Origin of the sequence: Gluconobacter japonicus (assembly GCF_002723975.1) — a bacterium.
Taxonomy (GTDB): Bacteria; Pseudomonadota; Alphaproteobacteria; order Acetobacterales; family Acetobacteraceae; genus Gluconobacter; species Gluconobacter japonicus.
The window spans coordinates 147583-171289 of the sequence record NZ_BEWO01000003.1 but is presented as its reverse complement, the minus strand read 5'-3'; the positions used below and the strand labels follow the sequence as shown (position 1 = coordinate 171289).

Genomic DNA, 23707 nt, shown 5'->3' with positions numbered 1-23707 from the left:
GTGACATAAATCTTTCATGCCCCCTGATGCCCGCGCCGGTTGTTCTTCCCGTTCCAGAAGGCTAATGCACGGAAGTGGCGGCATCTGCCGCCAGTTTGCACCCGTTATCACAGCCAGAGCCTTTGACGCATGACACTTGCCCCAGCCAGGCAGCCCGACAAGGTCTCCGTTCCTGAAACCAGGGAGAAGCGGAGCCGTGCGGATACCGCATTTCAGGCCATCGTCGGAGGGTGCTCTCTGATCGTGCTTATCGCCCTGGGCGGTCTGGTCCTTCTGATGGGCGTTGGGGGACAGGAAGCTTTCAGAACATTCGGGCTTGGCTTCACGTTTCGGAATGTATGGAACCCGGTTGCGAATGATTACGGTGCCTGGGCACCTCTTTTTGGCACGATCGTCAGCACCCTGATCGGCGTGTTGATCGCCATGCCACTCGCATTCGGTACGGCTTTCTGGCTCACGGCCATTGCGCCTCCCAAAGTTGCGGCGGTTGTTGGTACAGCGGTTCAGCTGCTGGCTGCCGTGCCATCTATTATTTTCGGTATGTGGGGCTTTTTCACAATCGTGCCATTCATGGCGCGGCATGTTCAGCCCTTCATGATGCACAATTTCCGTCATGTGCCGGGAATTAACCTGCTGATCCATGGTGCCCCCTTCGGAACAGGCCTGATGACTGCAGGCATCGTCCTTGCCATGATGATCGCCCCGTTCATGACGGCCGTGATGCGTGATGTATTCAGCGCTATGCCTGGAATGCTGCGCGAGAGCGCTTACGGACTGGGGGCCACACGCTGGGACGTCATGTGGAAAGTCGTCGTGCCCTGGTCACGGACCGGCATGATTGGAGCGACCGTGCTGGGAATGGGGCGTGCACTGGGTGAGACCATGGCCGTCACGTTCGTGATCGGAAACGTAACGTCTGTAGGATGGTCGCTGTTTGCGCCTCGCAGCACAGTAGCGTCCCTGATAGCGCTTCAGTTTCCGGAAAGTCCGGCCGGGTCTCTGAGACTCTCTTCCCTTCTGGCTCTTGGGTTCATTCTCATGTTGCTGTCGTTCGCCAGTCTGTCTCTGGCGCGTATGCTGCGGAAGGACCGGAAATGAGCGACATGACGACGTCCTCCAGCGGCTGGGCACCAAACGCCAACGGCGCGCGCCGCCGTCGAACGGATAAGCTGGCGACCCTGTTGGGAATGATTGCGGCCGGTATTCTGGTCCTGGTTCTGACGTCCATTCTGTGGACGCTGCTCTCCCGGGGCGTAACAGGTCTTTCTGCCGCAGCCCTTATGAAGCCCATGGGACCGCCCGGTTCTGGTGGCGGTCTGGCAAATGCCATTATCGGTAGTCTCATCCAGACGTTTCTGGCGCTTCTGATTGCAACGCCTCTGGGGCTGGGTTGCGGGATCTATCTTTCGGAATATGGCAATCGCCAGAACCGTTTTGCATCCTGCGTCCGCTTCGTTTCAGACGTTCTGATGTCGGTTCCTTCCATTCTGGTGGGGTTGTTCGTCTATCAGATCCTTGTTGCTCCGTTTGGGCACTTTTCGGCATTTGCTGGATCGGTTGCCCTTGCCATTTTGGCGGTTCCCATCATTGTTCGGACAACTGAGGACATGCTCAGGCTTGTGCCGATTGCTATGCGGGAAGCCGGTGCGGCTCTTGGTGCGACGCGCTGGCGTGTAACGCTGTTTCTGTGCCTGCGTTCTGCCAAGACGGGTGTTCTCACCGGTATTCTTCTGGCGCTGGCCCGTGTTAGCGGTGAAACGGCGCCGCTGCTCTTTACGTCTCTGGGGAACCAGAACTGGTCTTTCAGTCTGAACCGCCCCATGGCCAGCCTGCCGGTGACAATTTACCAGTATGCAGGAGCCTCTTATGAGGACTGGGTGCAACTTGCCTGGGCGGGTGCCCTGCTTGTGACCATGGGTGTTCTGGCCATCAATATTGCCGTCCGTCTTTCGGCCCGTCGCGGATGATTTTACAGGATTTCAACATGACCGAGACCAAGCCGCAGGTGGCCCTCGCTGTTCGCAACCTTAATTTCTACTACGGACAGAATCACGCCCTGCATGATATCAGCATCGACTTTCCCGCCCGGAAGGTCACGGCGATGATTGGCCCCAGCGGTTGTGGTAAGTCCACGCTGCTGCGGATCTTCAACCGCATGTACGACCTTTACCCAGGGCAGCGGGCGACGGGAGAAGTCCTGTTCGACGGGCGGAATATCCTTGAGACCGGCCTTGATCTGAATATCCTGCGGGCCCGGATCGGTATGGTTTTTCAGAAGCCAACACCGTTTCCCATGTCGATCTATGACAATATCGCATTCGGCGTGCGTCTGCATGAACGTCTGAACAAGGCTGACATGGATGCGCGCGTGCAGGATGTTCTGACACGCGTGGCGCTGTGGAACGAAGTTCGGGATCGTCTGAACGCCCCGGCTGCCGGTCTGTCTGGTGGTCAGCAACAACGCCTGTGTATCGCACGCTCGATTGCTACGCGCCCGGAAGTTCTTCTGCTCGACGAACCGACATCCGCTCTGGACCCGATTTCGACCGCGCGTATCGAGGAGCTTCTGGACGAACTCAAGGAAGAGTTCACAATCGCGATTGTAACTCACAACATGCAGCAGGCTGCACGATGTGCGGATCAGGTTGCATTTTTCTACATGGGCCGTCTGATTGAAGTGGATACCGCGGATCGTATCTTTACGAATCCGCGCCAGCAGCAGACCCAGGACTACATCACCGGAAGATTTGGATAATCCGCCATGGCTGACAGATCTCATATCGTCAAAAGCTACGAGCAGGAGCTGGGTCAGCTCCGGTCCATGATGTCCCAGATGGGCGGTATCGTGGAAAACCAGGTCGCTCTCGCGCTCTCGGCTATCGCGGACCGGAATGAGGAAGCGGCGGATGCTGCCGCCCGTCAGGACCCGGATGTGGATGGACTGGAGCGTGATGTCGAAAGCCTCGCCATCCGTCTTCTGGCTCTGCGCAGCCCGATGGCGAGTGATCTTCGTGAAATCGTCGCGGCCCTGAAGATCACGGGTGATCTCGAGCGAATTGGCGATTACGCGTCGTCCATCGCGCGTCGTTCTCTGCGTATTCGTGGTTCTGACGGCCAGATTTCCCTGTCGGGGCTACGCAGCATGGGGCGCCTGGTGCAGGACAATCTGCGACGATCCATTGATGCCATCACGCAGCAGGATTCCAACCGGGCTATGGAAGTCTGGCATGCGGATCGTGCCGTGGACGAGTATTATACGGCGCTGTTCCGTGAACTCGTGACGTATATGATGGAAGACCCCCGTAATATCCGGGCCTGCACGGAACTGCTGTTCATCGCCAAGAATCTTGAACGGATCGGCGATCATGCGACCAATATTGCCGAGCGTGTCTTTTATGCTGTGACGGGCGATAATCTGCCGGCTGTGCGTCCGCGCGGTGGTCCGGCAGCTGCTGAAAACGCAGCCGAGCCAGCAGACCGGTGAGCGGGACGACGCAGGTACGAGCAAAGGGCCTCATCCTCGTCGTCGAGGATGATCCCGCCCTGTTGCTCATGATGCGATATAACCTCGAACAGCGAGGTTATCGTGTTGAATCCGCTCCTGATGCGGAAACAGCCCTCCAGTTTCTGGAAACGGCTCGCCCCGATGCAGCCGTTCTGGACTGGATGCTGCCGGGCCTTTCCGGTCTGGATCTTTGCCGACGTATCCGGAGCAATCCGGCGCTCCGGGATTTACCCGTTCTTCTGCTGACGGCCCGTTCCGGAGAGCAGGATGCGATCCGCGGACTGGATACTGGCGCTGACGACTATCTGGTCAAGCCTTGCAGTGTCGATACACTGGATGCACGTCTCAGAGCGCTCCTTCGCCGTCACCAGTCGTCCTACGATGTGTTGTCGTTTGCGGATATTACCCTCGACCCTGAAACGCATCGTGTGGAGCGTGCGGGGCGTCTGTTGTCTTTGGGGCCAACCGAGTATCGTTTGTTGGACCTTCTGATCCGTAATCCGCGCAAGGTGTTTTCCCGCGAAGATCTGCTGCGTCGGATCTGGGGGCAGAACATCCACGTAGAGATTCGGACAATCGACGTTCACATCCGCCGTCTCCGCAAGGCTATCAATGGTCCGAACGAGCCGGATCTTGTCCGTACCGTTCGGGCGGCTGGTTATGCTCTGGATGATGGCCCAATCACGGACGGACTGTAACGAGTGAGGGCCGAGAGTCTGGCAGTTCTTCCCCATGATGGGCTGCCTCTCTGGGTTGGCCTTACTTTCGCAGGCATTGCTGTTGCTGGATGGGCGTCTGCGGCTTTGGCGTTTCGCCGTCGGTCCATTCCCCAGCTTGTCATACCCGAATATCCTGCTTCGGGTCTTTCGCTTTCTCTGCCGGATGCCCCTCTTCCAATCGAGTTCTTTCCGGGAAGCGTGCTGCTACTGGATCGGCTTGGTGCGGTGCTCCAGGCTAATGAAGAGGCTGTGACGCAGTTTGGAGACAGTGTGGGAGCCATTCTGCGGCATCCTGCCGCCCGTTCTGCGCTTTCCGCGGCCTTAAGGGCTGAACCAGAAGGGGCAGATGACCTTCCGCCTGTCTGCTCCACCACTTTTACTCTTGATGTTCCTGTTCCCCGGACACTGCATCTGTCGTTGAGGGGAATTCCCGCTCCGCAGGAGCGTCACAAGCGGGTTCTTGTGGTGTTGTCGGATCGTAGCGAGGCGCAGGTTCTGGACAGGATGCGGCTGGATTTCGTTGCTCATGCCAGCCATGAGCTTCGGACGCCGCTCGCATCGCTGAGCGGTTTTATTGACGCGCTCAGAACGGGTGGCAGCACGATGGATGAGGGAACGCGGCAGCAGTTTCTCGACATTATGGGACAGCAGTCAGCGCGGTTGAAGCGGCTGATTGACCGGCTGCTCTATTTATCCCGTGTGCAGGCTCATGAGCATCAACGCCCGCGGGACGTTGTGGACGTGGCTGATCTGATGGCCATTGTTCTGGGCGAGGTTGCTCCCCGGTTTGATGAGGATGGGTGTACGCTGAATCTGGCTCTTGAAGATGATCTGATCATCAAGGCAGATGAAGACGAGATGGTGCAGGTGCTCCTGAACCTGATCGAAAATGCCCTGAAATATGGACGGGAGCGGGGGCGGGATTTTTCCGTGACCCTGTTTGCCCGCAGGGCACCGGAACGGGATGATCGCTGGCCGGAGGACGGAGGCATCCTCCTGGGCGTTGAGGATAACGGGCGCGGTATGGAAGCGTATCACCTTCCACGCTTGACCGAGCGTTTCTATCGGGTTGTGGATAATGTTGAGCCAGCCCAGCAGGGAACGGGTTTGGGTCTTTCCATTGTGCGGCATATTCTGGATCGCCATGGTGGTCGATTGCGGGTCGCAAGCGCACCAGGGCGAGGAACAACATGCCTGGTCTGGTTGCCGCCAGTGAGTGTTGTTCAGCCTGAAATGGTATGAGGCTTTTGGTTTGTCTCTGAAAACTGAAAAACGCCCCCGAAGGAGCGTTTTAAAGAGGCATGTTTAACGGATTTCAGCGCGGGTTTTTCCTAAAAGGATCCAACCGCCAACGAGGATTAATCCGATCAAGGGAATGGCTGCGATCGTAATTGTGCCATCCGGATAATCAAAAGCCATCATGACCAGCACGAACCCCAGAAAACCAAGGGTCAACCAGTTGGTGACAGGAGCACCCGGCATGGCAAACGTGGTCGGGGCGATTTCACCGCGGTTGATGGCTGCGCGCAGACGCTGCTGGCAGAGAAGAATGAAACCCCAGGTACTGATAATTCCAATGGCAGAGAAATTTAGAACAATTTCAAAGACACGCGCTGGGATCAGATAATTCAGGCCAACACCAACAAGATAAACGGCTAGTGTGGTCAGGATGCCAACATAAGGAACAGAACTTCTGTTCATCTTGGAAAGCATTTTTGGGCCAGAGCCACCAAGAGATAGAGCTCTGAGTACACGGCCAGTGGAGTACAGACCGGAGTTGAGGCTGGAAAGAGCTGCCGTGAGTACGACAATGTTCATGATTGTTCCGATGCCGGGAATCCCCAAGGCCTGGAAGAACGTCACAAACGGGCTGACACCTGCGTGATAGGCAGTCCATGGCAGAAGGCAAACCAGCAGCACAACAGACCCAACATAAAACAGGGCAATACGCCAGATCACACTGTTGACGGCTTTGGGAAGAACTTCACGGGCATCATGACATTCGCCAGCAGCTGTCCCGATCAGTTCGATAGCCGAGTACGCGAAGACTACGCCCTGTAACAGAAGGAACGCCGGAAGAATGCCATGCGGGAAAAATCCGCCATTTTCGGTAATCAGATGCAGCCCAGTCGTATGTCCGCCCACAGGCATACGACTGCCGAGGATAAGGGTTCCTGCGATAAGGAACGCTGCTAGCGCCACAACTTTAATGAGCGAAAACCAGAACTCCATTTCGCCAAAATAGCGAACGCCGATCATGTTCATGGCACCAACAATGGTCAACGCGCCCAAGGCGAAAACCCATTGTGGCACGTCCACGAAAACGGACCAGTAATGCATATAAAGCGCCACGGCGGTGATATCGACGATACCCGTCATGGCCCAGTTCAGGAAGGAGAGCCAGCCAGCCGCATAGGCGGCCTTTTCGCCCAGAAATTCACGGGCATAGGTCACAAAGCTTCCGCTTGTGGGGCGGTACATGACCAACTCACCCAGCGCGCGAAGGATCAGAAAGGAAAAAACACCGCAGACGGCATAAATCAAAGCAAGGGAAGGGCCGGCAACCTGAAGGCGGGAGCCAGCACCAAGGAACAGTCCAGTCCCGATGGCACCGCCAATGGCGATCATCTGGATATGTCGACGACCGAGGTCCTTGTGATACCCTTCCTCGCTGATGACATCTTCCGATGGGGGAGTGTAATCGTGAGCAGGGCTGGTCGTCATCTGCGCATCCTGAGAGCCGGGATCGGCGTGGTGAAACAATGTCTGGACAGGGATCACCTACACTTCATGCGTGGCAGGTATGTCCAATCTGCATGGGAACATACGGCAAACTGCGCCCGTTGCCAACGCGCATTGAGTTTTCTTACGAAAATCCTGCTTTATAAGTAACTTAATGCCCTGGAGGGACGGCTATACAGGCCATACCCTGCCCTGACAAAGTATTGCAGGCCTGAGCAGCTCCAGAACGGCTGATTCCTGCTAGCCTTGCCCGCCAGAAGCGTGTCCCGTGTGCGACAGTAGGCTGGATCTCGATGCGAGAGGCCTGAAGAGGCGAGAAGGCGCTCTGTCTGGCCATTGTTGCGGCAAAGCGAGCTTGTCCGGGATTGGCGAATGCGCCCACCTGAATGCCCCAGTCACCGTAGCTTCCCGGCGTACGGTAACTCACGCTCATAGATGTCAGACCAGATGAGGCTCTGGACGTTCTGGGAGGCGTGGGAATGACGGGTGGTGGAGGCAAGGAAGTGCTAGAAGCATATTGCGGCGTTGCTGAGGGCGGAGCGAGTTGACTGGATGGCGCCGGTGTCTGGATGCAGGTTGTGTTTGGATCATAGGCGCTGTTTGGATCGCAGGGGACTGCAGGAGGAAGATCTGGCGGCATTGTGTCAGATGGAACGGACGTGATCCGTCGTCCCGCCCAGGCCTGCTGCACACTCTGCTGTGGAGCAGCGTATCTGCCTGATGTCTGGGTCATGGCAAGTTGAGGAGACGTGTCGGGCGCTTCCGCTACCTCCATTGGAGACGCATTCAGTTGGGCTGTTGACGCATAAGCCGCGAGAGGGCCCGTCATAGCCACCTGTGTTCCCAGATGAGGGGTAATGCTGGCGACATAATTGACGGTTTCATTGGGAAGAGACCGCCCTTCATAAAGATAGTCCTCAAGACGCTGCGGACCTGCATTGTAAGCTGCCAGAAATGCGGGAGCGCCATATTTGCGGGACAGGATCTGAATATAGCCTGTCCCAGCCATGATATTGTCGTGAGGTTCGTAGGGGTCGGATCCCAGTCCGAAGCGACTCTGCATTTCCGCATAGGTCTGGGGCATCAACTGCATCAGTCCCATGGCGCCTGCGCTGGATGTGATGGGTTGCCCGTTCAGATACTGGTGGCCCCCCGATTCCTGATGGACCACGGCCCGAATCCATGCTTCGGGAATCGAGAAGCGATTGGCAGCCTGCTGAATGTATGGCCCCCAGGGATCACTTGGGGTTCCAGGCGCCTTATAGGCTCCGTTCGCAGCATAGTACCGATTGTAAGGGGATGTCTGAGAGGCGCAGCCGGAAAGGAGAAAACCGGTCATACAAAGGGTTCCGGCATAGAGGAAAAGGAGCCTTTTCCGGGGCGTCATAAACCCAATGTTAATCTTTTGAACAGATGATGGGGGCTGTCCGAAAGAAAAGGCAGAGACACGGTGACGACGGAGACTCCGGAACTTGAAACCCCTGCAAAAGGGGGCGGGAAGCGCAGGATTATCATGATTGTAGCAATCCTCTGCGTCCTGCTGGCTGGAGGAGGCGCATTCGCCTGGCAGCACTTCCATCACCCTGCGTCCCATCCTGAAAAACCTACCCCACAACCCGAAAAGCTGACGATTATTACCATTCCCACGATGGTATCCAATCTGGATACTGGGGAGGGTAGGGCGCGTTATATCCGGATCAGTGCGCGCCTTCAGGTTGAAGACAGCAAAGATACGGCAAAAATCGGGCCGCTCATGCCGCAGATCCAGGATGCTTTCCAGACCTGTCTTCATGGCATGCGTCCGGAAGAGCTTTCTGGTGCGGGAATCTATCGCCTCAGAGAGACGCTGCTGGCGCAGGTTTCCAATATTCTGGCGCCTCTGCCGGTGCGGGATCTATTCTTCGTGGAGTTGCTGGTGCAGTGACTGCAGACGCGGCAAACATGGATGGCAGACAACCGGATCAGGCTCTGGAAGAAGACGGCGGCATGCCGACTCCCAAGTTTGCTCTCTCCATGGACGATTTCGGATTCCCGGAAGATGAGGACGGTACTGGCCGTATTCTCAATCAGGCTGAAATTGACAGTCTGTTTGGAAGTGATGCCACGCTGAAGGGGGGAGGCGAAGGAAATGGGCTCGAAAGACTGATCACGACGTCTTCCGTTTCCTATGAGCGTTTGCCCATGCTGGAGGTGGTCTTTGACCGTCTCGTCCGTATTTTGACGACCAGTCTTCGGAACTTCACCAATGATAATGTTGAAGTCTCGATAGACCGCCTCAATTCCCTGCGCTTTGGTGATTATCTGGAAAATGTTTCCGGGCAGTCGATGTTTGCGGTCTTCAAGGCGGAAGAGTGGGACAATTACGGGATTTTGATCCTCAGCTCGTCCCTGATCTACAGCATTATTGATGCCCTGCTCGGTGGGCATGACCGTGTTCGGGCGTCCCTGAGTGGCGAGGACCGACCTGCTGGTCGGCATCATACGGCGATTGAGCGTGCACTGATTGAGCCGCTGATTCGTGTGATTTTGAGCGATCTCTCTATGAGTTTCAGTCCGCTTTGCGCCGTGAATTTCCGGCTGGATCGTCTGGAGCTGAATTCCCGCTTTGCGACCATTTCACGGGCCACCAATGGTGTGGTCATGGCCCGGTTCGGGATCGATATGGATAGCCGCGGCGGTGACGTGGATCTGATCCTCCCTCATGCGACGCTTGAACCGGTTCGTGAAATTCTGCTCCAGCAGTTCATGGGTGAGAAGTTCGGACATGACGGGATCTGGGAAAGTCATCTGGCTCAGGAACTCTGGAACACAGACGTCACACTGGATGCCGTTCTGGAGGAGCAGACCATGAACCTTCAGGACATTCTCACCCTTTCTCCCGGTGATCGGCTGGTGCTGCGTCGGGACCCGGACGCTCTGGTGCAGATGCGATGTGGTGGGAAGACTGTTTTTCGAGGCCGTGTGGGGAAAAAACAGGGGCAGGTGGCTGTCCGGATTGAAGAAAATCTTATTGGAGGAGAGGCTACGGAACGGCCCTCCGCCTATAGCTGAAAAGACGGAGCATTTTTCATGGACAGGTTCCAGCTTGGGCTTGAAATTGCCCTGTCAGTTCTGCTGCTGGTGACGATTTTCTACAGTCTTTATCTCGGCCGAGCCCTCGTTGTCATCCGGCGTGACCGTGGGCAGCTTGATGCATTGATCATGAGCTTGGAGAGCAGCAGCGCACAGGCACAATCCGGAATCGATCATCTTCGTCAGACAACTGAAATGGTTGGGCGTGCACTGGGCAAAACTGTTGAGACCGGCAAAACCCTCAAGAATGAACTGACGATTTTGTGTGAACGCTCGGAAGCAGTAGCGCAGGTGCTTGAAGGAGGCGTTTCCGCACAGAAAGCCTCCTCCCAGAAACCCATAATTCGGCCAGAGGAGGAGGATGTTCCGGGCGCGCGCATGCCTCTTCGGCCCCGAATGGATGAGGGGCGGATGGGGAGCGTGGGGACGGTCAAAACGCCGGTGGGTAAAAGCGCGGCTGAACGTGAACTTCTGCGCGCACTTCGCCAGAGACAGGGATAAAACTGATGTTTTTCCGTCTTCTTCACATCACATGTGGTTTGATGATCGTTCTTCTGGGCGTCAAGGTTTACGATCTGGTTGAATATGTAGGTGCCGAAGTCCCTGCGGGCTCGTCTCTGGTTGCTTCTGCTGTTGCTCAACCGTCTGTGACACCGGCTTCTGCTGAAGCGTCTACACATAAGGCCGATGCGGCCGCTCCCATGGAGAAAAAACCCGCATCTTCCGCAGCGTCGCCGGTCCCTGCTACTGCCGATCTATGCAAGGCGGGCGGCTGTCAAGGCGCACCTCAGGCACCTTCGGGAGTGGTGGCAGCAGAAACCGTTGACCCGGCTTTGAAGGCCGATCTGAATGAGCGGCAGCAGGAACTGGACCGGCGGTCCAAGGCGTTGGATGAGAGGCAGCGTCTCGTTGATGCAGGGGAAGAAGAACTTCAGCGCCGGATGACGGCCTTGCAGGCGTCACGGTCCCAGATTGAAGACAGTGAACGTCATTCCGATGAACTTCTCAATCAGGATACGGATCGGCTCGTCAAGATTTACGAAGCCATGAAGCCTGCTGATGCGGCTGTTATTTTCAATATTCTGGATCTCAGGGTGGGCGTAGGTCTTCTGAACCGCATGAGTTCCCGCAAGGCTTCTGCAATCATGGAAGCCATGTCGCCACAACGGGCCATTCTTGCGACGCAACTACTGGCCAATATTCATGCGCATGCTGGCTCGCGCGGTATCAACGGATGACCGGATGGCGGATTTCTGCTTCGGCAATGATGCTGATGGTTTTCGCTGCAACAGCGTTTGCAGGGCCGTCGGTATCGTCCGCCAAGGGGCCTGCTCTTCCGCAGGGATGGTCGTTTCTGAATGATCCGTCCCCTCTTTTCCCCAAGACGATGAAGCAAAAAAACGCCGCCTTGAAAGAGGAAGGCATGAAGGGCGTAGGCGTTGGGCCTGCCTTCTCTGTGTCGTCCGTCTCGGACGCAACAGGACTATGGTTGCCTCTGGGCGAGCGGACGCCGATTGCAGCGTTTCGGAGAGGGGGGAGTTTTGTTCTTGTGGCGGCAGGGCGGCACCCTCTCGATACAGCCGCCCTAGGTGGAATTGCTCCCTTTGGAACCGTACAGAGCCAGATTTTGGGCAACAGCACAGTGGTGCGTATCAGTTGCCCTGTAGATGCTGCACTGGACCTCAAGCCAGTTGCGGGAGGGTGGACAGTGTCCCTCGTGCCTTCCCGGGCCAACAGCGCAATGAAGCTTGGGCAGGAAGGTCAGGCGCTGACCTTTACGCCTCCGCAGGCAAGTGATGCCATGCAGGTGCTTACGGTCCAGGACCCTGATTCAGGACGTCGTCTTTTGCTTGGTCTGGCTCAGTCAGGTGTGGTTTCTGAGACGATGGCCAGGAGAGGGGACGGATTTGAAGTGCGCCCAAGCCTGATGGGTGTTGTCATTGCGGCCGATTCTGACGTGTTGGAATTGCGGCAATCATCAGGAAAATTCTTTCTGGATCGGATAGGGCCGGGCAGTCTGCCCCTTTTGTCTCAGGGGAAGATGGCCACCTATGGTGCCTCAATGGCGGGCGTTCGGCTGGGGGAGACCTCTCCGGAAGCGCTTCACTCTGCAGCGTATCATGCATGGATATCAGCGGCGATGGCGATTGCCGGGCAGAGGTTCGACGCGAGGATTCGCCTGGCTCAGGAACTGGCACGTCTGGGAAATGGGCCTGAACTTGCTCAGGTTCTTCAAACGGCTCTGGAAGATCAGCCTGAAGGTGTTGCCCGCTCTGATGTAAAACGGTTGCAGCAGATTGCGGCAGTTTTGAATCACCGCCCTTCGTCAGATTTGCGAGATGAGGAAGAAGGCTCCACGCCGGAAGACCAGTTCTGGCGTGGGATGGTTCAAACATTGTCTTCGGAAAAAGAAAACTCTGTTTCGGGTTCTGAGCGGGGACAGGCGGCAAAACTGATCGCGTCAGGGCTGCCTTCCATCACGTCCTATGCGCAACCCTTGCGGCATCGTCTGGTGCCATCTGCTGCCGAGTGGGTCGTGCGGTACGGCGATGAGACAGATCGTGCGGTTGTTCGAAAAATGCCAGAAAATTCGGACACGGCTCTGGCTCATGCGCTGTTGGCTGCGCAGGACCATGATCCGGGTGCCTCGAAAAAACTGGAAATGCTGGCGGGTTCATCGTCGCCCATGATCTGGCCGGTCGCACGGGAAGCTGCGTTAAGGCTTGGGCTAGAGACGGGTCAGATACCGCCCGGAGTTGTCGGTGCGCGTCTTGATGCACTGATGCCCGCCTTCCGAATGGCGGGACGAGAGCCGGAAGCGAGGTTGTTAACCGTAGATGCGTTTGCAAAAGCGGGAGAGTGGCCGAAAGCGTTGCAAGCCATTCAGGATGGTCAGCAACTCTATGGAACAGAGCAGTTTCCTGGAGCGGAGCGGCTTTCTTGGGTGGCTATGGGAATGGCTTCTCATGCTCCTGACAAGCCAGACACCGCATTGGCAGAAGCCGACCTCCTGAAGAAAGCAGTGCTTGCAGCGACAGGACAGAGCAGAATCCAGCTCAATTTTCTGAAAGCGCTTTCTGACCGTTATGCTGTTCTGGGTTTGCCTTTGGTGCAGCGGGATACGCTTCAGGCGCTAGCGCAGCTTCAAGAAGGGGATGACGCGCAAAAGACGAAGCTTCAGATTGCGCGTCTAAACCTTGAAACGGGCGCTCTGGATGCTGCTCTGCAGGCTCTTCCCCCTGAAGAGCCTGCAAGTATTAACGTCTTGCCTGGTGGACATGTTGAGTCGTCGGAGGTCGTGCTTCTTCGGGCAAAAATTGCCTTGGCGCAGCATGATCCGCAAAAGGCTTTGGGATATTTGAAAAACCGTTCGGAACCGGAGGCTCTTGAAATGCAGGCGAGTGTTCTGGAACAGCAAAAAGATTGGAATGGAGCAGTTAAGGTGCTGAAAAACCTGCTTCAGCCCTTGTTGTCAGGTCAAAACGAGACGGCAAATCCTTTGACATCGGAGCAGAGCCAGCTTGTGTTGAGAATTGGGGCGGATGCGTCCCGGGCCCATGACAGCGCAATGCTTTCCAGTCTGGCAAAGCAGTTTTCCGCCAGAATGAGCGGCCAGCCGTCGGCGGCTATGTTCCAGTTGTTAACAGAAGGCAAGGATTCGTCTGTGCCAGCAGGTGGCTAAAGATTTCGCCTATTTGACAGTATGAGCTTTTAGGAACGTCTGAACGCCATATTCGATGAAGTGAGTGAGATTTTCACCCTCTTTTGGGGGTTTGCAATGCGTCAGATGAGCAAGAAGGGGGCCACCGAGTGTCATGCTGAACAGCAGGTCCGCGGCTTCTTCGACGTCGTCAATGTCGAGAGTGCCCGTAGTCACCTGTTTGGTCAGCCAGTCCTGGACGGGGAGGGCGCGGCCTGACAGGTGGAACAAGTCTGCTACGATCTGACGGATGGCAGGGTTGCGTGTGGTCTCCGTGACGAGGGACTTGAGCAGACTGAGACGTTCTTCATCCAGAAGCTGTTCTGCAATGAGCAGCATCATGCCTTGAAGCTGGGTGGAGAGTGGATCTGTTTCGACGGGTGCATAAGGAATAGGGGCGAAAAGCCGTTCAATGATCAGCGTTTCAAACAGAGATTTTTTCGACTCGAAAAACTGATAGAGCGTCTTTTTGGACATGCCGGAGCAGGCTGCAATGCTGTCCATTGAAGCCGCATGATATCCATATGTTGTCAGCATCGAACTGGCAGCATTCAGGATTCGTGTTCTGCGCTCCACGTCGTCCAGCGTACCGGTGTGGTCGCAGCAGCGTAGCTTGCGGGCATCGGACAGGGCGTCAGAACTGCTCAAGGTCAACTCCGGGTATTATTCGGCCAAACCGAATTGACGTTCATCAAAGAAACCGGCTAGTTTCCAGCTCAACTGGAAACTGCGTGGTTTCTGTATCACAGGATAGCGGCTGTATCATGCCTTCTTTTCAGAAAACATTTTTGATGTCCTCAGCAGCAGCCGTCTCGGAGAAAGACCAGCACCGGCGGCTGAAATCTGGCTTGCTGTTGCCTTTGTTCGTTGCACCGCTCGTGCTGGCGGGCTGTCACAAGAAGCAGGCTCCGCCCCAGATGCCACCGCAATCTGTCGGCATTCTTACGCTACAGGCTCAGCCTGTCACGCTGGAAACATCCCTGCCGGGTCGTACGGAAGCCTATGAGCAGGCTCAGATCCGACCACAGGTTAATGGTGTGATCGTTTCGCGTGACTTTGAGCAGGGTGCAGACGTCAAGGCAGGGCAGCAGCTCTTTCAGGTCTATATCGCGCCCTATCAGGCAGCTTACGATCAGGCCAAAGCACAGCTTCTGAATGCACAGGCTGCTGCAAGCCGTGCGGCAGGTCAGTTGCGTCGTTATGGGCCGCTGGTCAAAGCGCATGCTGTCAGTTCGCAGGACTATGACAATACGCTGGCTACGGCCCGTGAAGCCGAAGCACAGGTTGCACAGGCAAAAGCCAATGTTGAAGCGGCTGCCGTCAATCTGAACTACACCCATGTTCGTGCGCCGATTGATGGACGTATTGGCCGTACGCTTTACACGCCGGGCGCTCTGCTGACAGCGGGTCAGACACAACCGATTGCTGTCGTAACGCGGCTTGATCCGATTTACGTGGACGTCAATCTTGCGGCGGCGGATATGCTGCGCCTGAAGCATGAACTGGCGACGGGTCAGGTTGAGCGTAAGGGGGATGATGCAGCGGCTGTTGGACTGAAGCTTGAGGACAACTCCGAATATCCGCAGCGCGGCAAGCTGCAGTTGTCGGAAGTTACGGTTGATCCGGCAACAGGAACTCTCGTCATGCGAGCTGTATTTCCCAATCCGGACCATCTGCTCCTGCCGGGTATGTTCGTCCATGCCCATGTTCGGGAAGGTATTGATCCGAACGGTCTGCTTGTTCCGCAGGTGGCCGTCCAGCGGAACTCCAAGGGTGAGCCGTATGTCATGCTTGTCGATGCTGACAACAAGGTGCAGCAGCGCGCGATTCAGACGAGCCGTACGATCGGGACAGACTGGCTTGTGACGGATGGCGTCAAGGCAGGAGACCGGGTGATCGTGAATGGTCTTCAGAAGGTTCAGCCGGGTGCCAAGGTGGCACCTCAGGAAGCGCCTGCTCCTGCTGGAAAGGCCGGGTAATCTCCCATGACGCTTTCACGCTTTTTCATTGATCGGCCGATCTTTGCCTGGGTCATCGGGCTGATCATCATGCTGGTGGGTGGCGTTGCCATCACCCGTATGCCGATTGCTCAGTATCCGAGCATCGCGCCGCCACAGATCGCTATTTCCGTCATGTATCCCGGCGCATCTGCCGAGACGGTGAACAACACGGTTGTGCGCCCGATTTTGCAGCAGATGTATGGTTTGGATCATCTCGAATATCTGTCCGCCTCGTCTTATGCGAGTGGGCAGATGGAAATCGACCTGACCTTTGAACAGGGAACCAATCCGGACATTGCTCAGGTCCAGGTTCAGAACAAGCTACAGTTGGCACAGCCGCGTCTGCCGTCGGAAGTGACTGCTCAGGGGCTGAGTGTCACGAAGGCCACCAAGAACTTCATGATGGTTCTGGCCTTTATTTCCGAAGACGGCAGCATGTCCGGGCAGGATATTTCGGACTACGTGGCCTCCAATATTTCTGATCCGCTGTCGCGCGTTTCGGGTGTGGGTGATCACACGCTGTTCGGTTCCGAATATGCCATGCGTATCTGGCTCGACCCGTCCAAGCTTTATAATTACGGCCTGACGGTGGGAGACGTTCAGTCTGCCATTCAGGCACAGAACATTCAGGTTTCGTCTGGTGAACTTGGTGGTTTGCCCGCCAAGAAGGGAATTGGATTTGATGCGACGGTGATCGGGCCGACGCGCCTGAGTTCTCCGGAAGAGTTCGAAAAGATCCTGCTCAAGGTTCAGCAGGATGGCAGCCAGGTCCGCCTGAAAGATGTGGCGCGTGTTGAACTGGGGGCACAGAGTTATGCGCTGGGGTCTGTTTATAACGGACATCCGGCTGCCGCCATGGCTCTGAAGCTTGCTCCGGGTGCCAACCAGCTTAACACGGAAGCCGCAGTGCGCGCCAAAATGGCCGATTTGCAGCGGTACTTCCCGGGTGGGCTGAAGCTGGTTTATCCGCTGGATACCGAGCCGTTCATTACGTTGTCCATCAAGGAAGTAATCGAGACGTTGGTGGAAGCCATTGTGCTCGTGTTCTTCGTGATGCTGATCTTCCTACAGAACTTCCGTGCAACGCTGATCCCAACGATTGCCGTTCCGGTTGTTCTTCTTGGGACGTTCGGGCTGCTGTCTGTGCTGGGATACAGCATCAACACTCTGACCATGCTGGCCATGGTTCTGGCTGTTGGTCTGCTGGTGGACGATGCCATTGTCGTGGTTGAAAACGTCGAACGTGTGATGACGGATCAGGGGCTTTCTCCCAAGGAAGCCGCCCGTCAATCCATGGACGAAATTTCTGGCGCGCTGATCGGTATCGTGCTGGTTCTGACCGCGGTGTTCCTCCCGATGGCTGCTTTTGGCGGATCGACGGGCGTAATTTACCGCCAGTTCTCCATCACCATTGTTGCCGCCATGTGGCTGTCCGTTCTCGTGGCCATGGTCATGACGCCTGCCCTGTGCGGTTCCATGCTCAAGCCGACGCATACGGGCCATGAGAAGGGCCCCATTGCCTGGTTCAACCGCACGTTTGATCGTTTGACCAATGGATATCTGGGCGGCGTAAAATGGCTGATCCGGGTTCCGGTGGTCAGCATGCTCATTTTTGTGCTGCTGACGGCGGGTGTGGTGTTCCTGTTCCTGCGCGTTCCGGGTGGGTTCCTCCCAGATGAGGATCAGGGCATCATCTTCGGCCAGGTGACCATGCGGAACAACGCCACACAGGCCCAGACCGCTGCTGTCAACCAGAAGATCACAGACTACGTTCTCAAGCATTATGGCGACTACGTGCAGTCCGTCTTTGCCATGAACGGCTTCAGTTTTGCCGGGCAGGGACAGTCTGCGGGTGCGTTCTTCATTCGTATGAAGCCATGGGATCAGCGTCCGGGTTCTGCCCATACGACGATGACGGTGTCCCGTGAGATCATGATGCATTTCTGGATGGATCCGGATGCACAGATCTTTGCTGTGAACCCGCCTGCCGTGATGGAACTGGGTAACGCGACGGGTTTTGATCTGGAACTGGAAGACACGGGACATCTGGGTCATGCGGCGCTGCTGGCGGCGCGTAATCAGGTTCTGATGGCAGCGGCCAAGAATCCGCTTCTTCAGGCTGTGCGTCCGCTGGGTATGGAAGATGCCCCGCAGTTCAAGCTGGACATCAACCGTGAGCGTGCGAATGCCCTTGGTCTGACCAATGCGGACATCAACACGACGCTGGAAGGCGCTCTGGGGTCAATTTACGTCAACCAGTTCATGCGGGATGATCGTGTGAAGCAGGTTTACATTCAGGGTGAACCCTGGGCCCGTATGACGCCTGAAGATCTGAACCGCTGGTATGTCCGCAATGCGACAGGCACGATGGTTCCGTTCAATGCGTTTGCATCCGGAACGTGGGAGAGTGGGCCGCAGAAGGTCGAAGACTATAACGGCATGAACTCCTACGAAATCCAGGGGCAGCCGGCTGTGGGGTCCAGTTCCGGGCAGGCCATGGCGGAAATGGAAAAGATCCTTGCCAAGCTGCCACGTGGCATTGGGTATGAGTGGACGGGTCTATCCTACGAGCAGCTTGCTTCCAGTGGTGCGACCGGGCCTCTCTATGCATTGGCTGCGATCGTCATTCTGTTCTGTCTTGCAGCGCTCTATGAAAGCTGGGCCATTCCGTTTGCGGTGCTGCTTGTGCTGCCACTCGGTGTGTTGGGGGCAATTGCTGCAACGCTGGGGCGTGGTCTCTCCAACGACGTTTACTTCCAGGTGGGCCTGCTCACGACGGTTGGTCTTTCGGTGAAGAATGCGATCCTGATCGTGGAGTTCGCCAAAGCCTTCTTTGAGCAGGGACAATCCCTTGAAGAGTCCGTTCTGGAAGCGGGCAAGGAACGTCTGCGTCCGATCCTGATGACCTCCATTGCCTTCGTATGTGGTGTGTTCCCGCTGGCAATTGCGACGGGTGCCGGCTCTGCTGCCCGTGTGGCGATCGGAACCTGCGTGGTGGGCGGTATGCTGTCTGCGACGTTGCTGGCGATCTATTTTGTGCCTGTGTTCTTCGTCGTTGTTCTGCGTCTCTTCCGGGTGACCCGCATCAAGGACCGGAAGGACCCGTATGATCATCTGAATGAACAGTCCCAACCGGCTGTTGAAGGGGAGCACGGCGCATGAAGGCCCGTCTTGGATTTGCCGCGCTGCTGATGCTGTCAGCCTGTAATCTTGCTCCGACTTATCATCGGCCGGCTCAGCCTGTGCAGAACAGCTTTCCTGCTGATACCGGGGCGCAGAACGTCCCGGCCTTGCAGAAGGCCGGAAATCTGGGCTGGGAGGATTTCTTCACGGACCCGCGCCTGAAGGCGCTGATCCAGCTGGCTTTGAAGAACAATCGTGATCTGGCCGTACAGGCGGCCACGATTGCTGAAGCCCGCGGACAGTATGAAGTTCAGCATGCTTCCCTGTTCCCGCCGATTGGGGTGACAGGGCAGGGTATGTTCCTGGCTCCATCCGACACGGCGGGTTTCTCGTTTGCTCCAGGCCTTGGAACGAACGTGTCAACACTTCGGCTGTATCAGACCTCCATCGGGTTTTCATCCTACGAGATTGATCTCTGGGGCCGTATCCGCAACCTGTCGCGGCAGCAGTCTGAAACCGTGCTGAATAGCATGGAAAATTCACGAAACGTCCTGATCACGACTGTTTCGCAGCTTGCGGAAACCTACATCCAGTGGTTGGCCGATCGTGAGCAACTGCGTGTGACGCGGGATACGCTGAAATCCCAGAGCAATACGTTGCGTCTTACACAGCTTTCCTATGACAATGGCGAAACGGACGCGCTGACACTGGCTCAGGTCAAGACGCAGGTTGAGCAGGCTTCCGCCAACGAGGCGCAGTATACCCGGGCTGTTGCAGATGATGAACATGCGCTGCAGCTTCTGGTCGGTGTACCGTTGCCCGCAACTTTGCCCGAGCCTGCACCGCTGGGTCATCAGACCATGATTGCCGACCTGCCAGCGGGTCTGCCGTCTGATCTTTTGTTGCAGCGTCCGGATGTTCTGGCGGCAGAGCATACGCTTGAAGGTGCAAACGCGAATATTGGGGCGGCAAGAGCGGCGTTCTTCCCGAAAGTCACTCTGACAGCATCAGAGGGCACCAGTTCTCTGGAATTCCGCAAACTGTTTACACCGGGCGCGCAGACCTGGACGGTTTCTCCGTCCATCACGCTGCCAATCTTCACCTGGGGGCAGAATGAAGGAAATCTGCATATCTCCAAGGCGCGTAAGCTTCAGTATATTGCCCAGTATGAGAAGACGATGCAGACGGCGTTCCGCGAAGTTTCGGATGCGCTGACGGCGCGCGAGACTTATACGACGCAGGATCGTCACATGCAGTCTCTCGTGGAACAGTCCCAGAAAGCTTATGACCTGGCGAAGATGCGGTACGATGCTGGCATTGATAGTTACCTGACAACGCTGGAACAGCAGCGGAGCCTGTATCAAGCCCAGCAGAACGCTATTCTGGTTCAGGGGGCACGATTCCAGAATCTTGTCACATTGTATCGTGCGCTCGGTGGTGGGTGGAGCCAGAAGACGGTTTCGCCTACAGTGCCCGCCGCAACGTACTGACCGGAGAGCATCATGCGCAGGATCCTGACTTCCACACTGGCAGTTCTCGCCCTGACGGGCACCGCTGTCGCGCAGGATGCGGATGGAGATGGCCCGAAGAAGCCGGACATGCACGAGTTGTATCGCAACTCCTCTCTTCCCCGGAGTCACGCCGATTTCAGCCGTTTCACGTACCGGCCACCGGGGGACAAGGTCATTGAGCAGCCGGATGCGTTCCGTCTGCTTTTCCGTACCCGTGATGGTCAGCCGGATGGGTATGCGGAACGTCGTGGCAATGCGGTGATCTATTATGATCGCTACGGCAAGGTCACGCATGTTCAGCCTCTGCCGGAAGACGATACAGCCTCCAACTGAGGCTGGACTATTCGTTCATTCGGATTTGATCCGCGGCGGGAAATGGGCGTGCAGCCTGTTTCCCGCCGTTTGTGTTTGTAGTGGGTTTGCCTGTGTGCAGTGTTCAGGCCATCATGCATTTTCCCTGTTTCCTGCTGGCAAAGCTGGCGTTTTTCTTGAGCTTCCGATGACCGTTCCTGACATTGACCAGTTTCATGCCATTGCCATCAGCAGCCTGGCGCACAAACTGGCCGCCGAAGGGCGCAGCATCATTCACATGGAATTCGGCCAGCCTTCGACAGGGGCGCCACAGAAAGCCATCGAGCGGGCACAGCATATCCTCGCGACTGACCCAATGGGCTACTGGGAAAGCCAGCCTCTGAAGGAACGGATCGCGCGCCACTATCAGGACATGTACGGGGCGACGGTTCAGGCGGATCAGGTCATCCTGACATGCGGTGCTTCACCCGCTCTGGTTCTGGCACTGACGAGCAGCTTTGTCCCGGGACAGAGGGTGGCGCTCGCCCGTCCAGGGTATGTGGCGTACCGCAATACGCTTCGGGCGCTTCACATGGAGGCGATCGAAATTGAGTGCGGAGAGGCTGAGCGTTTCCAGCTTACGGCAGATGCAGTCGCTGCGATTGAACCCGTGCCAGACGGTCTCATTATTGCCAGTCCGGCTAATCCGACGGGCACTATTCTTGGGGATGAAGAACTCAAGGCTATTCTAAAGGTCTGCCGCGATCGTGGTATCCGCGTGGTGTCAGACGAGATCTATCACGGCCTGAGCTATGGTGATCCGGCTCATTCGGTTCTGGAGTACGAGCCGTCTGCCATGGTGGTGAACAGCTTCTCCAAATATTTCAGCATGGCGCCGTGGCGTCTCGGGTGGCTGGTGGTTCCTACGGATCGGATTGATGCAGCCCGCGCGCGGATGGGCAATCTGTTCCTGACCCCGTCTGCCCTGAGCCAACATGCCGGACTTGTGGCATTTGATTGCGTGGATGAGTTGGAAAGGCATCTCGACACCTATCGTCGTAACCGTGATCTGTTGCTCGAGGCCATGCCAGAGATGGGGCTAACGCATATCGCGCCGCCTGATGGTGCGTTTTATATCTACGCGGATATCAGCTACCTCACGGATGACAGTCTTGCTTTTTGCCGTCGGCTGTTGCTGGAAACAGGCGTTGCGACTGCGCCGGGCGTGGATTTTGACCCGGTAAATGGGAACCGTTTCATGCGTTTCAGTTTTGCGGTCTCCACGGACCGGATTGAAGAGGCTGTGCGCCGTATGGTGCCCTGGTTTGCGGCTCAGCCCAGACGTTGATCCGTCTGTTCAGCGGCTCGCCAGCGCAGGAAGCCCTGTAGAGCGAGCCCTATGAAAACCGCATACAGCACGGCCGTTGGATACAGGCCGCGCGTGAGGAAGAGTAGCACATAGGCTGTGTCGATCACGATCCACATCAGCCAGCTTGCGGTGTGGCGTCGGGCTGCCCAGAGTTGTGCGACGATGCTGTAACTGCTCAGCATGGCATCAGCCAGAGGCGTGGGATCGTCCGTAAATCGGGCGAGGCAGAACGCCCAGAGGCCACCGCCGACAAGACCCGCCAACAGACCCGTACTGGCTGTATAGGCAGAAAGCGAGCGGATATGGAGCGCGGTATCCCCTTGGGCGCCATCTGTTTTCCACTGCCACCAGCCGTAAAACAGGCAGCCGCAGAATACGACTTGCAGGGCGGCGTCAGCGTAAAGTCGTGCTGTGAAGAACACCCATCCATAAAGCAGAGCGGCCACCAGTGAGACTGGCCAGCAGGCCATCTGGCGCTTTGCTGTCAGCCAGACACCTGCGGCGCTGAGAAGAGCGGCGAGAAGCTCGGTTAGGGACATGAAGCGGTCTGTTCTAGAGTGGCTTCAAGCCAGTTCAGAAGCGCTTGACCCTCTGACCCTGTAAACCAATGGGCATGACCGAGCAGATAGCCCGAATAGGCCCCTGTGGCAGAGGCTTCGTCGTGCACGAGGGTGCGGTAATACGAGACTTCCGAAAGTGCGAATTCGACATGCACCAAGGGGAGAAACGCGACGACCAGTTTGCGCTCGGTTGGTGAGAGCGGACGGATGAACTGATATCCGGCGAGCAGGGCCGTCAGTTGATCCCATGCCACTGTGTAATCTGGAGCAAGCCACGTAATGGCCGTGCGCTCGATGGCGACGGCAAGATCATAGGCCGCGCAGGTCCGGTCTGACATACCAAAATCGAAAATTCCGCAGATTTCTGCTGTGGGATCTCTGGATGTCCAGAACTGGTTCGAGGGGTGCCAGTCTCCATGCCCCCAGAGCGGTTCGATGTCGGGCAGAAGGGGTTTGAGACGGTCATGGAATGGGAGTAGGACTTTGAGATCTGGTTCCCATGACGGTGATTGAAAGAGTGCGTTCAGTCCGGGTTGAGATTTGCCCCATTGTGCAAGACCTGCCTCAAGGTCTGGCTGGGTAATGGCCTGAAAACTTGAAAGCAGCAGGCGGTCATTCGGGCGCGCAGGAGCCTCATATTCCTTTGAAGCGAGATGAAGACGCGCGAGTGCCCGTCCAGCAGTGCGAGCCTGTTCAACGCAGAAAAACGGCTCCCAAGACTGAACGTCCCGATACAGGTCCAAGCCAGAAAGCGGACGGAAGACTTCGTAAATCCACCTATTTTCTTCCGTTACGGAACGCCCTGCGCGATCTTTCACCGGCACCTGTACCGGCAGACCCTGCGCAGTGAGATGCGCCATGAACGCGTGTTCTTCTATGAGGGCGGCGTAATCGCGCAAGCGGGGATCATGCCGCTTGAGGAACAGCACGGTTCCGTCCGCCAGCTTCACGAGCGCAGTTGCGGAGAAGGGGCGCTGGCCGTGCCATAAAAGAGTATCCGGAGCGGAAGCCAGAGCAAACCGCCCTAGAACACGGCCAGCTTCCTCCAGCGTTAGAGGGGGCCAGTGCCGTTCAGCCTGCACACCCTTGACGCCGAACTGTCCGGGAGCGGTCAC

Annotated in this window: 21 protein-coding genes; 16 read left to right on the top strand and 5 right to left on the bottom strand. The window is 56.7% G+C overall.

The window, feature by feature from the left end; translation table 11 throughout:
• The first annotated feature begins 129 nt into the window (after positions 1 to 129).
• The 6 genes from pstC to GJA01_RS03245 are packed head-to-tail and all read left to right on the top strand — an operon-like array spanning position 130 to position 5466.
• Positions 130 to 1098, top strand: coding sequence for a phosphate ABC transporter permease subunit PstC (gene pstC, locus GJA01_RS03270; RefSeq protein WP_062503892.1), 969 nt, complete (start codon positions 130 to 132; stop codon positions 1096 to 1098).
• Positions 1095 to 1967 carry a phosphate ABC transporter permease PstA gene (pstA, locus tag GJA01_RS03265; RefSeq protein WP_010504098.1) on the top strand — a complete coding sequence of 291 codons (873 nt, stop codon included), beginning with the start codon at positions 1095 to 1097 and terminating at the stop codon, positions 1965 to 1967. Before pstC ends, pstA begins: the two co-directional genes overlap by 4 nt.
• Before the next feature lie 17 nt (positions 1968 to 1984).
• Positions 1985 to 2755: a phosphate ABC transporter ATP-binding protein PstB gene (gene pstB / locus GJA01_RS03260; protein WP_010504097.1), complete on the top strand. Its 771-nt coding sequence runs from the start codon at positions 1985 to 1987 to the stop codon at positions 2753 to 2755.
• A 6-nt stretch (positions 2756 to 2761) separates the two neighbouring features.
• Positions 2762 to 3484: a phosphate signaling complex protein PhoU gene (phoU, locus tag GJA01_RS03255; protein ID WP_010504096.1), complete on the top strand. Its 723-nt coding sequence runs from the start codon at positions 2762 to 2764 to the stop codon at positions 3482 to 3484.
• Positions 3481 to 4203: a response regulator gene (locus tag GJA01_RS03250; protein WP_010504095.1), complete on the top strand. Its 723-nt coding sequence runs from the start codon at positions 3481 to 3483 to the stop codon at positions 4201 to 4203. Before phoU ends, GJA01_RS03250 begins: the two co-directional genes overlap by 4 nt.
• A gap of 3 nt (positions 4204 to 4206) precedes the next feature.
• A complete protein-coding gene (locus GJA01_RS03245; protein ID WP_062503894.1) occupies positions 4207 to 5466 on the top strand; it encodes a sensor histidine kinase in 1260 nt (419 codons plus the stop codon).
• A 63-nt stretch (positions 5467 to 5529) separates the two neighbouring features.
• Here GJA01_RS03245 and GJA01_RS03240 read toward each other — a convergent pair whose 3' ends face one another.
• Positions 5530 to 6948: an amino acid permease gene (locus GJA01_RS03240; RefSeq protein WP_026017632.1), complete on the bottom strand. Its 1419-nt coding sequence runs from the start codon at positions 6946 to 6948 to the stop codon at positions 5530 to 5532.
• A 169-nt stretch (positions 6949 to 7117) separates the two neighbouring features.
• Positions 7118 to 8353 (bottom strand): lytic transglycosylase domain-containing protein, encoded by a 1236-nt coding sequence (locus GJA01_RS03235; RefSeq protein ID WP_062503896.1) that lies wholly within the window; start codon positions 8351 to 8353, stop codon positions 7118 to 7120.
• 63 nt (positions 8354 to 8416) lie between these two features.
• Between GJA01_RS03235 and GJA01_RS03230 the strand changes: the two genes are divergently transcribed.
• Genes GJA01_RS03230 through GJA01_RS03210 form a run of 5 tightly spaced genes read left to right on the top strand, consistent with a single transcriptional unit; the run spans position 8417 to position 13720 of the window.
• Positions 8417 to 8890: a flagellar basal body-associated FliL family protein gene (locus GJA01_RS03230; protein ID WP_062503898.1), complete on the top strand. Its 474-nt coding sequence runs from the start codon at positions 8417 to 8419 to the stop codon at positions 8888 to 8890.
• Between the two features lie 17 nt (positions 8891 to 8907).
• Entirely contained in the window at positions 8908 to 10017 is a 1110-nt protein-coding gene (fliM, locus tag GJA01_RS03225) for a flagellar motor switch protein FliM (RefSeq protein ID WP_062503923.1), read from the top strand.
• A gap of 18 nt (positions 10018 to 10035) precedes the next feature.
• Positions 10036 to 10539, top strand: a complete 504-nt coding sequence (locus GJA01_RS03220) for a DUF6468 domain-containing protein (RefSeq protein WP_062503900.1) — start codon at positions 10036 to 10038, stop codon at positions 10537 to 10539.
• Positions 10540 to 10544: 5 nt separating this feature from the next.
• Positions 10545 to 11276, top strand: a complete 732-nt coding sequence (locus GJA01_RS03215) for a MotE family protein (protein ID WP_062503902.1) — start codon at positions 10545 to 10547, stop codon at positions 11274 to 11276.
• Positions 11273 to 13720, top strand: coding sequence for a hypothetical protein (locus tag GJA01_RS03210; protein ID WP_062503903.1), 2448 nt, complete (start codon positions 11273 to 11275; stop codon positions 13718 to 13720). The genes GJA01_RS03215 and GJA01_RS03210 overlap by 4 nt, the downstream gene beginning before the upstream one ends.
• A gap of 9 nt (positions 13721 to 13729) precedes the next feature.
• Here the strand turns inward: GJA01_RS03210 and GJA01_RS03205 are convergent, their stop codons facing one another.
• Entirely contained in the window at positions 13730 to 14386 is a 657-nt protein-coding gene (locus GJA01_RS03205) for a TetR/AcrR family transcriptional regulator (RefSeq protein ID WP_010504083.1), read from the bottom strand.
• 116 nt (positions 14387 to 14502) lie between these two features.
• On the opposite strand from GJA01_RS03205, the gene GJA01_RS03200 reads away from it, so the two are divergent.
• The 5 genes from GJA01_RS03200 to GJA01_RS03180 all read left to right on the top strand — a co-directional run bounded on the left by GJA01_RS03200 (position 14503) and on the right by GJA01_RS03180 (position 22011).
• On the top strand, positions 14503 to 15717 hold the full coding sequence (locus tag GJA01_RS03200; RefSeq protein WP_061931976.1) for an efflux RND transporter periplasmic adaptor subunit: 1215 nt from the start codon (positions 14503 to 14505) through the stop codon (positions 15715 to 15717).
• Positions 15718 to 15723: 6 nt separating this feature from the next.
• Positions 15724 to 18900, top strand: coding sequence for an efflux RND transporter permease subunit (locus GJA01_RS03195; protein ID WP_062025797.1), 3177 nt, complete (start codon positions 15724 to 15726; stop codon positions 18898 to 18900).
• Positions 18897 to 20351 (top strand): efflux transporter outer membrane subunit, encoded by a 1455-nt coding sequence (locus GJA01_RS03190; protein WP_062503905.1) that lies wholly within the window; start codon positions 18897 to 18899, stop codon positions 20349 to 20351. The genes GJA01_RS03195 and GJA01_RS03190 overlap by 4 nt, the downstream gene beginning before the upstream one ends.
• A gap of 12 nt (positions 20352 to 20363) precedes the next feature.
• On the top strand, positions 20364 to 20705 hold the full coding sequence (locus tag GJA01_RS03185) for a hypothetical protein (RefSeq protein ID WP_010504078.1): 342 nt from the start codon (positions 20364 to 20366) through the stop codon (positions 20703 to 20705).
• A gap of 166 nt (positions 20706 to 20871) precedes the next feature.
• Positions 20872 to 22011: a pyridoxal phosphate-dependent aminotransferase gene (locus GJA01_RS03180; protein ID WP_062503925.1), complete on the top strand. Its 1140-nt coding sequence runs from the start codon at positions 20872 to 20874 to the stop codon at positions 22009 to 22011.
• Here the strand turns inward: GJA01_RS03180 and pnuC are convergent.
• Both pnuC and GJA01_RS03170 read right to left on the bottom strand, forming a co-directional pair.
• Positions 21996 to 22571, bottom strand: coding sequence for a nicotinamide riboside transporter PnuC (pnuC, locus tag GJA01_RS03175; RefSeq protein ID WP_062503906.1), 576 nt, complete (start codon positions 22569 to 22571; stop codon positions 21996 to 21998). The genes GJA01_RS03180 and pnuC overlap by 16 nt on opposite strands.
• Entirely contained in the window at positions 22562 to 23707 is a 1146-nt protein-coding gene (locus GJA01_RS03170; protein WP_062503908.1) for a phosphotransferase enzyme family protein, read from the bottom strand. The genes pnuC and GJA01_RS03170 overlap by 10 nt, the downstream gene beginning before the upstream one ends.

Coding starts and splice junctions, on each gene's coding strand:
- GJA01_RS03190 (WP_062503905.1), top strand. CDS start 18,897: ATGAAGGCCCGTCTTGGATTTGCCGCGCTGCTGATGCTGTCAGCCTGT.
- GJA01_RS03235 (WP_062503896.1), bottom strand. CDS start 8,353: ATGACGCCCCGGAAAAGGCTCCTTTTCCTCTATGCCGGAACCCTTTGT.
- GJA01_RS03180 (WP_062503925.1), top strand. CDS start 20,872: ATGACCGTTCCTGACATTGACCAGTTTCATGCCATTGCCATCAGCAGC.
- GJA01_RS03220 (WP_062503900.1), top strand. CDS start 10,036: ATGGACAGGTTCCAGCTTGGGCTTGAAATTGCCCTGTCAGTTCTGCTG.
- GJA01_RS03210 (WP_062503903.1), top strand. CDS start 11,273: ATGACCGGATGGCGGATTTCTGCTTCGGCAATGATGCTGATGGTTTTC.
- pstC (WP_062503892.1), top strand. CDS start 130: ATGACACTTGCCCCAGCCAGGCAGCCCGACAAGGTCTCCGTTCCTGAA.
- pnuC (WP_062503906.1), bottom strand. CDS start 22,571: ATGTCCCTAACCGAGCTTCTCGCCGCTCTTCTCAGCGCCGCAGGTGTC.
- fliM (WP_062503923.1), top strand. CDS start 8,908: ATGGATGGCAGACAACCGGATCAGGCTCTGGAAGAAGACGGCGGCATG.
- GJA01_RS03185 (WP_010504078.1), top strand. CDS start 20,364: ATGCGCAGGATCCTGACTTCCACACTGGCAGTTCTCGCCCTGACGGGC.
- phoU (WP_010504096.1), top strand. CDS start 2,762: ATGGCTGACAGATCTCATATCGTCAAAAGCTACGAGCAGGAGCTGGGT.
- GJA01_RS03195 (WP_062025797.1), top strand. CDS start 15,724: ATGACGCTTTCACGCTTTTTCATTGATCGGCCGATCTTTGCCTGGGTC.
- GJA01_RS03215 (WP_062503902.1), top strand. CDS start 10,545: ATGTTTTTCCGTCTTCTTCACATCACATGTGGTTTGATGATCGTTCTT.
- GJA01_RS03200 (WP_061931976.1), top strand. CDS start 14,503: ATGCCTTCTTTTCAGAAAACATTTTTGATGTCCTCAGCAGCAGCCGTC.
- pstA (WP_010504098.1), top strand. CDS start 1,095: ATGAGCGACATGACGACGTCCTCCAGCGGCTGGGCACCAAACGCCAAC.
- GJA01_RS03240 (WP_026017632.1), bottom strand. CDS start 6,948: ATGACGACCAGCCCTGCTCACGATTACACTCCCCCATCGGAAGATGTC.
- pstB (WP_010504097.1), top strand. CDS start 1,985: ATGACCGAGACCAAGCCGCAGGTGGCCCTCGCTGTTCGCAACCTTAAT.